Source organism: Bradyrhizobium sp. LB11.1 (assembly GCF_040549385.1).
GTDB lineage: Bacteria > Pseudomonadota > Alphaproteobacteria > Rhizobiales > Xanthobacteraceae > Bradyrhizobium.
The window spans coordinates 207016-220224 of the sequence record NZ_JBEPTH010000004.1 but is presented as its reverse complement, the minus strand read 5'-3'; the positions used below and the strand labels follow the sequence as shown (position 1 = coordinate 220224).

Genomic DNA, 13209 nt, shown 5'->3' with positions numbered 1-13209 from the left:
CCAACAATCAGAAGAGGTTACCAGCGTTCATCGCGAGATGCTCGACGATCGGGCCGAGTGCGAGTGCCGGGAAGAAGGTGAGACCGCCGATGATCAGGATCACGCCGACAACGAGGCCGACGAACAGACCGCCGGTGGTCGGGAACGTACCCGCTGACGGAGGAATCGATTTTTTGGCGGCCAGTGAGCCCGCGATCGCCATCGCCGGGACGATCATGAAGAAGCGGCCGACAAACATCGCGCTGGCGAGCGTGAGGTTGTAGAACAAGGTGTTGCCGGTGAGGCCGGCGAACGCCGAGCCGTTATTGCCGGTCGCCGAGGTGAAGGCGTAGAGCACCTCGGTGAAGCCATGCGGGCCGGCATTGGCCATCGAGGCGACCGCCGCCGGATAGACCACGCCGACCGCAGTCCAGCCGAGATACATCAGCGGCAGCACCAGGATCGCGAGCATCGCCATCTTGACCTCACGCGCCTCGATCTTCTTGCCGACATATTCCGGCGTACGGCCGACCATCAGGCCCGCGACGAAGATCGCGAGCACGACGAACAGCAGCATGCCATAGAGGCCCGCGCCGACGCCGCCGATGATGATTTCACCGAGCTGCATGTTGATCAGCGGGATCATGCCGCCAAGCGCGGTAAAGCTGTCATGCATGGCGTTGACCGCGCCGCAGGAGGCGGCGGTGGTGACGACGGCGAACAGCGAGGACGCAACGATGCCGAAGCGGACTTCCTTGCCTTCCATGTTGCCACCGGTCAGACCCAGCGCATGCAGCGTCGAGGTGCCGTTGGATTCCGCCCAATAGGTGACGGTAACGCCGGCGACAAACAGTACGCCCATCACGGCGAGGATCGCCCAGCCCTGACGCTGGTTGCCGACCATGCGGCCGAACACGTTGGTCATGGCCGCGCCGATCAGGAGGATCGATAGCATCTGCACGAAATCCGACAGCGCGGTCGGGTTCTCAAAGGGATGCGCGGCGTTGGCATTGAAGAAACCTCCGCCATTGGTGCCGAGCATCTTGATCGCGACCTGCGAGGCTACTGGGCCGACCGCGATGGTCTGCCTGGCGCCCTCGAGCGTAGTGGCCTCGACATAGTCGCCGAGCGTCTGCGGCATGCCCTGCGAGATCAGAAACAGCGTGTAGACGACGCAGATCGGCAACAGCACGTAGAGCGTCGTGCGGGTGACGTCGACCCAGAAATTGCCGATCGTACGCACCGAGGCGCGTGAGAAGCCGCGGATCAGCGCGACCGCGAGCGCGATGCCGGTGGCCGCCGACAGGAAGTTCTGATGCGTCAGGCCCACCATCTGCACCAGGTAGGAGATCGTGCTCTCGCCTCCGTAGTTCTGCCAGTTGGTGTTGGTGATGAAGGAGATCGCAGTATTGAACGAGAGATCCTCCGCGACTGCGCCTTGGCCGGCCGGGTTGAAGGGCAACACGGACTGCGAGCGCATCACGCCGTAGATGATGAGGAAGCCGCCGACATGGAACAGCAGCATCGAGACCGTGTAGGTCAGCCAATGCTGCTCCCGCTTCTCGTCGACGCCGGAAATCCAGTAGATGCCGGACTCGATCGGGCGCAGCACCGGCAAGAGAAACGTCCGCTCGCCCTTGAACACGCGCGTCATGTACCAGCCGAGCGGTTTTGCGAGCGCGACGATGATAACGCAGAAAAGAATGATCTGGAGCCAACCGATCACAGTCATGGCATCAACCCTTCAGGCTTGGTGTCCGGCGCAATAGCGGCAGGAGCACCACAAGCAGGCAGCCGACGAGCGCAACCCGCCAGCAGCAATTCGACGAGCAGGAGCACGCCTCAGAACCGTTCCGGCCGCAGCAGCGCATAGGTGAGGTAGATCAGGAGGCCGAACGAAACGGCACCGGCGAGCGCATAATCGAAGATCATGGTTCTCTCCGTCACAGCCGTTCGCAGGCGAAGGTGTAGCCGATCGCAAGGGCGAAAAAGGCAAAGCCCAGCGCCGGCATCAGAATGTCCATCATGGGATTGCTCCTCGTTGCGTCCCTCTATCGGGAGCAACACTTTCTCGGGGACCCGGCGGAGCTCGTGGAGAGAAGCGCGACGCATTTCCACGCCCCAAACGGGACTTTTGACCGTGCTGAAGTGCCACTACGGGCATAGGTTTTCGAGACGAGGGCTATGGCGAAGTTATAGGAATCTCATAAAGGACGGGCCATGGCGTCCGTCACGCACGGGCCCCGCGCTTATGAGATTCCTATTTCTCCCGCCCCTTCCCATCTCGTTTTCCAATGCCCTTCCCGCCATCCTGAAGAGGCCGGCCGACTGACCGACGCCAATTCCAGGAGGCCGATATGACCGTCGCTTTCCGACACTATGATCCCCCCTCCCTCAACGACAGCCTGCGCAATGCGCAGGGCATGACGCGGCCGTTGATGCTCGAGATCATCGACAAGGCCTGCCGCCGATTTCCCTCGCTCGGCCAGAGCGAGCGTACGGCACGCCTTATGCGCTTGATCGACGCGGAGGCCTGGGCCGACGCCACGCTGGCGTTGATGGAGCTCGAGCTGCCGCTGTGGCAGGTCCGCCGTATCGCCTATGCCGAAGGTGAATGGCATTGTGCGCTCTCGCGTGAACGCGAGCTGCCGGATTGGCTCGACGCGGCTGTCGAGGGATGCCACGGCGACCTCCCGATCGCGCTGCTGTCAGCTTTCGTGGAGGTCCAGGCGCTGGCCGTGGAGGTTTCGAGGCCGAGCGTTCCCATCGTGTGCCCTGCTCCGGATCTGCTCTACGAGCCGATCGCCTGCGAGAATTTCGGCTGATCCCGAAGCTTATGGCGTTCCTATGAGATCGCCGCGCGCTCTCTCTCGAAATCCTATCCATTGAGAAAGATATTGATCCGGCGGTTGCGGGACGAGATTCCGCCCGCCGCATCAATTGGAAGGACTAAATCCGTGAAACTCGTCGAACCTCCTTCGTGCAGCTCACCATCCACCATCGTCTTCATCGGCAAGAACCACCGCGGACAGTGGATCGTGCAAGAGCAGAGCGGCCTCTATGGCGGCCTGTTCGTCAGCCGAGCCCAGGCCATCAAATACGCGCTATTCGAGAACGGACAACGCCCTGAGACCATCGTCGAGCTGCCACGCGAGATCGAGCTCGACATGGGCAAACACCCCGACCTCTCGCAGCGCGCCGCCTGAGCAGGCCGCATTCGGCGAGCAAGCCATGTTCATTCCTCCCTCAGCCTGGTTCACCGGCTTCATTCCAGATCTGCCGACGCCGTTCGACACGGCTGACACGATCGACCTCAAGGCGTTCGCCACACTCTGCGAGCGCCAGGTTGCGGCCGGCGTTCCCGCGCTCGTGGTTTGCGAGACAGCGGGCGAGGCACCGACGCTCTCGCCCGCCGAGCAGGAGCTCGTTATTCGCGCTGCGGTGGACGTCGCCCGCGGCCGGTCGCGAGTCATCGCGGGCGCAATGTCGAATGCGACCGGCCGCGCCGTCGAGTTTGCGCGGCGCGCAGAAGCGGCCGGCGCCGATGCCATCATGGCGGTGGTGCCGGCCTACAACAAGCCGATGCAGGAGGGGATGCTCGTGCATTTCCGCACCATTGCCGGCTCAACCGGACTTCCGGTCATCCTGCACGACGCTCCCTCCAGGACACTGCGTCCGCTCGCCGACGAGACGCTGATGCGTCTGGTCGAATCTCGTCAGTTTGTGGGCCTGCGCGATGGCAGCGGTGACACCACCCGCCCGATGCGGCTGAATCGATTGCTGCCATCCGGCTTTCGACTGCTATCCGGCGACGACGCGACCACCTTTGGTTATATCGCCGGCAGCGGCGACGGCGCGATCTCGGAAGTCTCCAACATCGTACCGGATCTGTGCCGGACGATCTTCTCACAGGTCAGGCAAGGTCGCCTGCAAACCGCGCGCTATCTGCACAAGCGACTCGTCCCGCTGATTTCCTGCCTCTCGAGAGAGAGCCCCAGCTGCGCTCAAATACGCGTTGAGCACGCTAGGCCTGATGTCACCGGCCACAAGGCTGCCGATCGTGCCGCTGGACAAGGCGGCTCAAGCCGAGGTCGCGAGAGCCTTCATCGCGATTGCCGACGAGGAACTAATCGACGGCGTTGGCGCCTGACGCGTCGGGGGCAGTTCAGGACATCGCATGCCGCCATCGGGAGAATCTCACAGGCTGCTTCTCGCCTGGAAACTGGCGCTGCTGCGCTTTGCCGTGACGCACGATCAGTCCGATCGTCTCAATGTCGCGGCCCTCGCAGCTGAACTCGATCGCCCCGGTGGTCGGCGTGACGCGGATGGCACGCTGCACTTCTTCCGGCGAACCAGTTCCCAGCTTTGCGCGGCGATCAGTGGGCAGCAGCCGGACGCTCAAGCGGTGTTGGAGAACTTTTGCAAGCAGACCGAAGAACCGCGGCTGAGACTCGCGTTTGCCGCGGCGATGGGGATGACATCATCTTCGGACCCTGCACCGGCTCAGCCTCGACCGAAGCGAAACCCCGAGCTGTTCAGAGGACTGCCGCCGCGTCGGTCGGCGTCTTTATGACATTCCTATACCGCAGCCCCGGCGTCCGTCTCGCAATCCTACGCGAGGATTGTCATCCGACAAGGCACATCGGCGCGGCCGTTTCGCCGCACCACGAACAGGGACTTCTGATATGTCGATGCTGACACACGGTTTTGAACGGCCCTTCAACTGGGCTGAACGCCCGGCGCGAATCTCGAAGGAGCGCAAGGCTCAACTCAAGCGCGTCGCGCTCCGCGCACTGGCGGTGCTCACGATGGGTGGCGTGCTCACTGCGCTCATCGCACTGAAGACCGCAATCTTCGTCTGGCACCTCCACGCCTGAGGCCTCGGTGACCATCATGACCTTGCAGATGTGTGAGGAGGCCGCCATGACGGCAATTGCTCTTCAAGCCACGCATTGCCAACGGCGGAAAGTGCCGGCGGCAGAACTCAGGCCGCTCGATCCCGATGTGATCAGCACCGCCATTCCGGCGTTCTTTATCGGCCGCAACGAGGCCGGGCTCTGGGTCGCCCGCGAGGCCCACGGACGCATCGGCGGCCTGTTCCTGTTCAAGAGCTCGGCCGTCGATTTCGCCAATCGTCAGAGCGCGCCGGCGCGGTGCGCGCTGGTGTTTCCGGCCGAGACCTTCGAGCTCGACCTCGAGAACCGCGGCAATCCGCTGATTGTGCTGACGGCGCAAACCAGGCGGCAGCTGGCGCGGCTCGCTGCGAGGTAGTGCGACATGATCGAGCTCAAGATCGCACTACTGATCATGTTGATGAGCACACTGCTGCTCAGCCTGCGCCTCACCGCGGACCGTTAGAATGCGGCTCTTCAAGGGACATCTCGAGCACGCGGTCACCACAACCATCCTGACCATGACGCTGAGCTTGGTCTGGGGTGCGGTCCTGACGATCGTGATCACGCTCGCAGCGCGCGGGCTCGGCGTCTAGACTTCAGGGCGATCGACCGCGAATTGACCATGGCTGCCTGCGCGGCGAGCAACCGGGCACGAGCGCCTTGCGGAAAACGCCCGGCCGATCTGGCGCCGTTTCGCGGAACCGTGTAGAGCGGTTGCATGAGCAGCAGCAACGTCAACGTCGTCACCCACCCCCTGGTCCAGCACAAGCTCTCCCTGATGCGGGAGAAGGATCGCTCGACCAAGAGCTTTCGCGAGATCCTGAACGAGATCGGGATGCTGCTCGGCTACGAGGTGACACGCGACCTGCCGCTGGAGCTGGTCGAGATCGAGACGCCGATCTCGCCGATGCAGGCGCCCAAGATCGCCGGCAAGAAGCTCACGCTGGCGCCGATCCTGCGCGCCGGCGTCGGCTTCCTCGACGGCATGCTGGCGCTGATGCCCTCGGCGCGCATCGCCCATATCGGTCTTTACCGCGACCCCGAGACATTGCAGGCCGTGGAATATTACTTCAAGGCGCCGCAGGATCTGTCCGACCGCACCGTGATCCTGATGGACCCGATGCTGGCGACCGGCAATTCAGCCTGCGCGGGCGCGTCCCTGCTCAAGGAGCGCGGCGCCCGCGACATCCGCTTCGTCTGCCTTCTGGCGGCGCCCGAAGGCATTGCACAGTTCCAGAGCGAGCATCCCGACGTGCCGGTCTGGACCGCCGCCATCGACGAGCGGCTCAACGATCACGGCTACATCGTGCCGGGCCTGGGCGATGCCGGCGACCGGATGTTCGGCACCAAGTAGACAGGTTTGCACGATCGGGCTACTCCCGTCGTCATGCACGCCGACGATGTTTCACTGCAATCGCTGATCGGATCGGAGACCGCCGCCGATCCCGCCTTCGTGTTCGACGGCACGTCCGTGTCGCGCGCGGAGTTTTCAGGGATGGTCGAGCAGACCACGGCCTGGCTCGCCGCGCAGGGGATCGGCAAGGGCGACGTGGTGGCGGTCTGGCTGGTCAACCGGGTCGAATGGATCGCACTGCTGTTCGCCGCAGCCCGACGCGGTGCGATCGTCGCTGCCGTCAATACGCGTTATCGCAGCGCTGAGGTCGCGCACCTCCTGAAATTGTCCGGTGCAAAGCTGCTCGTGGTCGAGGCAGCATTCCGTTCGATCGATTTCGCTGCCATTCTCGCCGACATCGCCAGGGACGAGGTGCCCGCGCTGCAAAGGCTCGCGGTGGTCGGCGCGGATGCGATCTTCGCCCAATGGCCCTGCATTCGGTTCGATGCGTTCGACACGCCCCATCCGCCGGTTCCCACCCAAGACGACGTCGACCTGCCGGTGCTGCTCTACCCCACATCGGGCACGACCAAGGGCCCTAAGCTTGTCGCCCACTCGCAGCGAACGCTCACGACCCACGCCAACTCGGTTGCGAAGGCGCTCCAACTCTCCCCGCAGCGTCATTCGCTGCTGGCGATGCTGCCGGTCTGCGGCACCTTTGGCATGACGAGCCTGCTCGGCTTCATTGCAGCCGGCGCGACCGTCCACGTGCTCGATGCCTTCGAGGCGGCTCCGGCGCTGAAGATCCTCAGCGAACACCGGATCACGCACGCTTTTGGCTCCGACGAGATGTTCCGTCGCATCCTCGGCCTCACCGATGCGCCGCGACCATTCCCGCACCTCGAGGTCTGCGGCTTCGCCGCATTCCAGCCCGGCTGGCGCGAACTGGCCGCAGAGGCCGAAGCACGCGGCCTGCCGCTGTTCGGCCTCTACGGCTCGAGCGAGGTGCAGGCGCTGTTTTCGATCGCCCGCCCCAGCGACGCCTTCGCCGATCGCATCGAAGGCGGAGGCTGGCCAATGTCCCCCGAGGTTAGGGTCCGCGTGCGCGACACCGAGACCGGCGAGCTTGCAGCGCAGGGCGTCTCCGGAGAAATCGAGATCAGCGCGCCGTCGCGCTTCCTGGGCTATTTCAACAACCCGGATGCGACACGCGATGCGATCACCGCGGACGGCTTCTTCCGCACCGGCGACATCGGTCGGCTGCGCAACGGCGCCTTCGTCTATAAGACCCGCGCGGGTGACGCGATGCGGCTCGGCGGATTCCTGGTCGCGCCCGGTGAGATCGAGGACGAGCTCAAGTCCTGTCCCGGCGTCGCCGATGCCCAAGTCGTCGCGGTCGATCTGAAGGGCCAGGCGCGCTGCGTTGCCTTCGTGATCCCTGCTAACGCGCCGCCGCAGCAAGAGGTGCTGACGGCACGCCTGCGCGAGCGGCTTGCCGGATACAAGGTGCCTGCGCGTATCTATGTCGTGGACGCCTTCCCGGTGACCGACAGTGCCAATGGCGTCAAGATCCAGCGCGCCCGGCTCCGCGCCATGGCGATGGAACGGATCGCGGCGGAATAGGCCTATTTCAGGTAGCTCGCGAACGCGAGCGGCTGTTGTTCAGCTAGCGCGCAGAGCCGCGGAGCTGCGCGGACAGCACATCGCGGTGCTCCGGTGCCGCGATCGCAATCATACGCCGCGCGCGCTCGGCAAGGCCGCAGCCGCGCAGCTCGGCGATGCCCCATTCAGTGACGATGGCGTCGACGTCAGCGCGGGGAGTCGTCACCGTCTCGACATGGGCGACGATCCGGCTGGTGCCATCCGATGCCGTCGCCGGCAGTGCGATGATCGCCCGTCCGCCGGGAGACGCGTTGGCCCCGCGCACGAAATCGAGCTGCCCGCCGATCGCCCCGATCGCAACGCCGTTCAGCGTCTCGGAATTCACGCTGCCATCCAGCCCGACCTGAAGCGCCGAATTGATCGCGACCAGCCGGTTGATCCGCGCCAGCACGCCCTGGCCGTGCGTGTAGGACGTCGGCCGCACCGCGACCGCCTCGTTCTCGTGCACGAAGCGATAGAGCCGCTTCGTGCCGATCACCTGGTTGGTGACCGTGATCCCCGCATCGAGCCCCTTCTCCGCATTCGTAACGGCGCCGCGCTCGATCAGGTCGACCACGGCATCGTTGATCAGGCCGGAATGGATGCCGAGATTGCGTACGTGGGAAAGAGAAGAGAGGATCGCGTCCGGAATGCGGCCGACACCAAACTGGAGCGTGCTGCCATCTACGACCAGGCTGGCCGCGTGCGTAGCAATGCGCCGCGACACATCGTCCAGAGGCGGTGGCGCCAATTCGACCGGCGGACGACGAGCCGCCACGCGCGTATGGATCGGCACATCCTCCGGCCATTCCGCCCCAAACGTGAAGGGCGCAGCCGGATTGATCTCCGCGATCACGAGGCGCGCGCCGCGCGCGGCATCGATGACGTAATCATTGGAGAGACTGGCACTGAGCCGCCCCCCGGACTCCGCGAGCTGCACCAGCACGACATCGGCCTGATGGCGGCGCGAGGCAAAGTCGGCACAGAAGGCGCTATAGTTGCTCGGTATCACGTCGAGCCGCCCAGCCCTGGCGAGCCGCCGCGCATTGCCGATCACGCCATAACTCCTAAACGACACGTTGGGCGCGCAGGCCGCGGAGAACGTCTCGGAAAACAGCGGCCCGATCGTCATGCGGAAAGGCGGAAGATGCGCAGCTTGCGCCATCAACGCTTCGGTCAGCGTAACAGGCTCTGCCGTCGCCTGCCCGCACACGACGAGATCGCCCTCACGGATCAGGCCGGAGAGGTCGATTGGCGACGTGGGTTCGCGCATTTCAGCTCAGTCCATCCGCACGAGGCGCGTGGAGGACACGCCGAGCAACGCGCGCAGCTCCGTCTTGACGATCTTGCCGTAGCTGTTCTTGGGCAACTCGCCGGTGAGGTAATAATGCTTCGGCCGCTTGAAGCGCGCGATCCAGGCGTTGCACGTCTGATCAAGCTCGTCCCGCGTAACCGCCCTGCCCGCGACGGGAACGACGACGGCCACAACTTCCTCGCCCCATTCCGGATGCGGCCGGCCGATGACCGAGACCTCTGCAACGGCCGCGTGCCGCAACAGCACCTCCTCGACCTCGCGCGGGTAAATATTGGTACCGCCGGAGATGATGACGTCCTTGGAACGATCCTTCAGCGTGAGGAAGCCATCGGCATCGAAGGCTCCCATGTCGCCGGTGTAGAGCCAGCCCCCGCGCAGCGTGGTCGCGGTCGCTTCCGGGTTCTGCCAATAGCCGGACATCACGGTGTCGCCGCGCACGATGATCTCGCCGATCTCATCCGGCGCAACGTCCCGCCCCGCCTCGTCCACGGTGCGCACCCGCACCACGCCTTGCGCGATGCCGACCGAGGCGAGGCGCTCCTCATGACGCGGATGCCCGCCATCGACATGCATGGATTCCGGTAAATAGGTGATGGTCATCGGCGTCTCGCCCTGACCGTAGATCTGCGTGAGCTTTGGACCGAACACGCCGAGTGCGGCCTTGCAATCGGCGACGTACATGGGGCCGCCGCCATAGATGATCGTCTTTAGTCCGGGCGCGGTCGCGCCTGCCGCTTCCGCCGCGACCGTCAGACGCCGCACCATGGTCGGCGCGGCGAAGAAGGAGATGCCGTCGCGCTTCGCGGTCAGCTCCAGAATCTCGTCCGGCTCGAAGCGGCCGCTCTCGGGAATGATCTGCGCGCTCATGCCGAGCACATGCGGCACCATGTAGAGGCCGGAGCCGTGCGACATTGGGGCGGCGTGCAATAGTGCTTCACCCGACACAATCGGGTTGATCTCGGCGAGATAGTTCAGCGACATCGCAAGCAGGTTGCGATGGCTGAGTACCGCGCCCTTGGGCCGGCCGGTGGTGCCGCTGGTGTAGAATATCCAGGCTGGATCGGTAATCGCGACATCGGCAATCGCAATGCCGTCAGCCTTCTCAAGCCCGCGATGCTCGGCCGAGCCGATCTCGATGATACGCGGCGTGGCCGTGCCGAGCGCCAACGCTTCCGACGCGGCACTCGCCATGTCCTCCGTCACGAACACGACGGCGGCGCCGGAATTCTCGAGAATGAACGCGACCTCACGCGGGTGAAGCTTTGCATTGATGGGCACGGCAACAAGCCCGGCATGCCAGCAGGCATAAAGGCAGGCGACATAGTCGGGCACGTTCTTCATCAGCAACGCGACGCGATCGCCCTTGGCGAGGCCAAATCGCTGCTGAAGCGACGCAGCCAGCGATGCCACCGTCATGGCAAGCCGGCCGTAATCGACGACCGGTGTCAGCCCTTTGAGCAAGGCCGGCGCGGACGCATCCGCCTTGGCCGCGCGCAGGAGATGATGAGCGAGGTTCACTACGTCCTCCTCGGGCGCTGAGCCTAGTATGACTTCGCGAGGCCCAGCACCTTTTCCGCAATAAAACTGAGCGCAAGCTGCGGGCTGACCGGCGCGATGCGCGGGATCAGCACCTCGCGCAAATAGCGTTCGACGTGGAACTCCTTGGCGTAGCCGAAGCCGCCATGGGTCATCACGGCCTGCTCGCAGGCGTGATATCCGGCCTCACCCGCAATGTACTTCGCAGCATTGGCGGCGCCGCCGCAGGGCATGCCCTTGTCATATTGCCAGGCCGCCGACATCACCATCAACCAGGCCGCCTCGAGCTCGACCCAGTTCACCGCGAGCGGATGCTGGATGCCCTGATTCTTGCCGATCGGACGATTGAACACCACGCGAGTCTTGGCGTATTCGGTCGCGCGCGATAGCGCGAGCTTGCCGAGACCGACGGCTTCGGCCGCGATCAGGATGCGCTCGGGGTTCATGCCTTCCAGGATGTACTGAAAACCCTTGCCCTCTTCGCCGATGCGATCCTCCATCGGGATCTCGAAATCCTCGAAGAACAGCTCGTTGGAATCGACGATCTTGCGGCCCATCTTCTCGATCTCATGAACCTTGATCTTCTTGCGATCGAAATCCGTGTAGAACAGGCTGAGGCCATGCGTGGGTGAGCGCACCTCTTCCAGCGGCGTGGTGCGCGCCAGCAGCAGGATCTTGTGCGCGACCTGCGCGGTCGAGATCCACACCTTCTGGCCGTTGACGATGTAGCGATCGTTTTTGGCGACCGCGCGCGTTTTGAGCTGGGTGGTATTGAGGCCGGTGTTGGGTTCGGTGACGGCGAAACACGCCTTCTCGCGTCCTTCGACCATCGGCGGCAGCATGCGCTTGCGCTGCTCCTCGGTGCCGAACACGACGACGGGATTGAGACCGAACACATTGATATGCACCGCGGAGGCCCCGGACATGCCGGCACCGGATTCCGCAATCGCGCGCATCATGATCGCCGCCTCGGTTATGCCGAGCCCCGAGCCGCCATAGGCTTCCGGCACGCAGATGCCGAGCCAGCCGGCGTCGGCAAGCGCCTTGTGGAAGTCGTGCGGGAAGCCGCCGTCATGGTCCTTCTTCAACCAATAGGCGTCGGGAAAGCCTTCGCAGATCTTGGCGATGGCGTCGCGAATGGCTTCCTGCTGATCGGTGAGCGCGAAATCCATGTTCTTGATCTCCTTATTGGAGCCGCGACGGCTCGTAGTCTAGCGTCCCATCTGCGAGGGTAGCCAGAGAATGATGCTGGGAAACGCCACCAGGATCGCGATCGCGAACAGGTGCGCAATAAAATGCGGGAGGGTGCCGTGGAACACTTCCGCCACCGGCCGCTTGGCGTAGCGGGCGACGATGAAACAATTGAGCCCGACCGGGGGCGTGATCATGCCGACCTCGGCGGTGACGATCTTGATGACGCCGAACCAGATCGGGTCGAAGCCGAGCGTCTTGATCAGCGGCAGTACGATCGGCACGGTCAGCACCAGGATCGCGATCTGGTCCATGAACGAGCCGAGCACGATGTAGCCGCACAGGATCAGCGTGATGATCACCCAGCGCGAGGTCGGCAGCGAGCCGATCCAGGCGACCAGATCCTGGGTCACATGGGTGAGCGTGAAAAAGTAGCCGAAGATCGAGGCACCAACCAGGATCATGATGATCATGCAGGTGCCGTGGCTGGCGCGCAGCAGCGTCTTGTAGAGCGAGGTCGGCGTGATCTTGCCCTTGACGATCGCGAGCAGGAAGGCGCCGAACGCGCCGAAGGCCGACGCCTCCGTCGGCGTCGCGACGCCGAGATAGATCGTGCCTGTGACGATCGAGAACAGCACCACCATCGGCGAGACCTGCCACAGCAGCGCGAATTTTTCGCGCCATGGTACCGATTTCGCGGCCGGCGCGCGCGACGGATCCTGCCAGACCAAAAAGGAGATCGTGGCCATGATGGTGAAGGTGACGAGGATCGCGGGGATGATGCCAGAGATCAGCAGCTTCCCGATGTTCACCTCGGCGAGCAGGCCGAAGATGACGAGCGCGACGCTGGTCGGCAGCAGCATCGACAGCGTGCCCGAGATCGCGACCACGCCGGCCGCCATCTTCGGCTCATAACCCTGGCGGATCATCGCGGGAAGGCTGGTCGAAGACAGCGTCGCGGCCGATGCCGTCGACGTGCCGCAGATCGCGCCGAAGCCTGCGCCAGCAAGCGCGGTCGCCATGCCGAGCCCGCCGGGAACGCGGCCGACCCAGGCCGAGGCCGTCTTGAACAGATCATCCGCGACGCCGGACAGCAGCACGAGGTCCGCCATCAGCAGAAACATCGGGATGGTGATCAGCTCGTAGGCGGAAACGGTCGAGAGCGGCGCGGTCTCCAGGATACCAAACAAGGTCGGGAAGCCGCCGACCATGACGAGGCCGACCGAGCCGGAAAAGGCCATGGCAAAACCGACGGGCGTGCCGAGCGCGAGCAGGCCGAACAGCAAAGCGAGAACGATGAGGGGTGTCATGGATATCCG

The 13209-nt window shown here is 64.2% G+C and carries 14 protein-coding genes and 1 pseudogene; 9 read left to right on the top strand and 6 right to left on the bottom strand.

Annotated features, from left to right (window positions below; translation table 11 throughout):
• Positions 1 to 7 precede the first annotated feature (7 nt).
• Positions 8 to 1711: a potassium-transporting ATPase subunit KdpA gene (gene kdpA, locus ABIA96_RS12405; RefSeq protein ID WP_354137334.1), complete on the bottom strand. Its 1704-nt coding sequence runs from the start codon at positions 1709 to 1711 to the stop codon at positions 8 to 10.
• 110 nt (positions 1712 to 1821) lie between these two features.
• Positions 1822 to 1911 (bottom strand): K(+)-transporting ATPase subunit F, encoded by a 90-nt coding sequence (locus ABIA96_RS12400; RefSeq protein ID WP_035698142.1) that lies wholly within the window; start codon positions 1909 to 1911, stop codon positions 1822 to 1824.
• A gap of 425 nt (positions 1912 to 2336) precedes the next feature.
• On the opposite strand from ABIA96_RS12400, the gene ABIA96_RS12395 reads away from it, so the two are divergent.
• From ABIA96_RS12395 to ABIA96_RS12355, 9 genes and pseudogenes are all read left to right on the top strand, one after another.
• Positions 2337 to 2804, top strand: a complete 468-nt coding sequence (locus tag ABIA96_RS12395; protein ID WP_354137333.1) for a hypothetical protein — start codon at positions 2337 to 2339, stop codon at positions 2802 to 2804.
• Between the two features lie 132 nt (positions 2805 to 2936).
• Positions 2937 to 3185 (top strand): hypothetical protein, encoded by a 249-nt coding sequence (locus tag ABIA96_RS12390; protein ID WP_354137332.1) that lies wholly within the window; start codon positions 2937 to 2939, stop codon positions 3183 to 3185.
• A 25-nt stretch (positions 3186 to 3210) separates the two neighbouring features.
• Positions 3211 to 4129: pseudogene (dapA, locus tag ABIA96_RS12385) on the top strand (4-hydroxy-tetrahydrodipicolinate synthase).
• A 27-nt stretch (positions 4130 to 4156) separates the two neighbouring features.
• The gene (locus ABIA96_RS12380) at positions 4157 to 4552 is read left to right on the top strand and encodes a hypothetical protein (RefSeq protein ID WP_354137331.1); all 396 of its coding nucleotides are present in this window, start codon (positions 4157 to 4159) and stop codon (positions 4550 to 4552) included.
• A 112-nt stretch (positions 4553 to 4664) separates the two neighbouring features.
• Entirely contained in the window at positions 4665 to 4856 is a 192-nt protein-coding gene (locus tag ABIA96_RS12375; protein ID WP_354137330.1) for a hypothetical protein, read from the top strand.
• Positions 4857 to 4872: 16 nt separating this feature from the next.
• On the top strand, positions 4873 to 5250 hold the full coding sequence (locus ABIA96_RS12370; RefSeq protein WP_354137673.1) for a hypothetical protein: 378 nt from the start codon (positions 4873 to 4875) through the stop codon (positions 5248 to 5250).
• Between the two features lie 88 nt (positions 5251 to 5338).
• A complete protein-coding gene (locus tag ABIA96_RS12365) occupies positions 5339 to 5467 on the top strand; it encodes a hypothetical protein (RefSeq protein WP_354137329.1) in 129 nt (42 codons plus the stop codon).
• Positions 5468 to 5592: 125 nt separating this feature from the next.
• On the top strand, positions 5593 to 6228 hold the full coding sequence (gene upp / locus ABIA96_RS12360; RefSeq protein ID WP_354137328.1) for a uracil phosphoribosyltransferase: 636 nt from the start codon (positions 5593 to 5595) through the stop codon (positions 6226 to 6228).
• Positions 6229 to 6261: 33 nt separating this feature from the next.
• A complete protein-coding gene (locus tag ABIA96_RS12355; protein WP_354137327.1) occupies positions 6262 to 7830 on the top strand; it encodes an AMP-binding protein in 1569 nt (522 codons plus the stop codon).
• A 43-nt stretch (positions 7831 to 7873) separates the two neighbouring features.
• On the opposite strand, the gene ABIA96_RS12350 is transcribed toward ABIA96_RS12355, so the two are convergent.
• Genes ABIA96_RS12350 through ABIA96_RS12335 form a run of 4 tightly spaced genes read right to left on the bottom strand, consistent with a single transcriptional unit; the run spans position 7874 to position 13200 of the window.
• A complete protein-coding gene (locus ABIA96_RS12350) occupies positions 7874 to 9121 on the bottom strand; it encodes an acetyl-CoA hydrolase/transferase family protein (protein WP_354137326.1) in 1248 nt (415 codons plus the stop codon).
• A gap of 6 nt (positions 9122 to 9127) precedes the next feature.
• Positions 9128 to 10681 carry a class I adenylate-forming enzyme family protein gene (locus ABIA96_RS12345; RefSeq protein WP_354137325.1) on the bottom strand — a complete coding sequence of 518 codons (1554 nt, stop codon included), beginning with the start codon at positions 10679 to 10681 and terminating at the stop codon, positions 9128 to 9130.
• 23 nt (positions 10682 to 10704) lie between these two features.
• Positions 10705 to 11871 (bottom strand): acyl-CoA dehydrogenase family protein, encoded by a 1167-nt coding sequence (locus ABIA96_RS12340; protein ID WP_354137324.1) that lies wholly within the window; start codon positions 11869 to 11871, stop codon positions 10705 to 10707.
• A 39-nt stretch (positions 11872 to 11910) separates the two neighbouring features.
• The gene (locus tag ABIA96_RS12335; RefSeq protein ID WP_354137323.1) at positions 11911 to 13200 is read right to left on the bottom strand and encodes a TRAP transporter large permease; all 1290 of its coding nucleotides are present in this window, start codon (positions 13198 to 13200) and stop codon (positions 11911 to 11913) included.
• Positions 13201 to 13209: the final 9 nt, after the last annotated feature.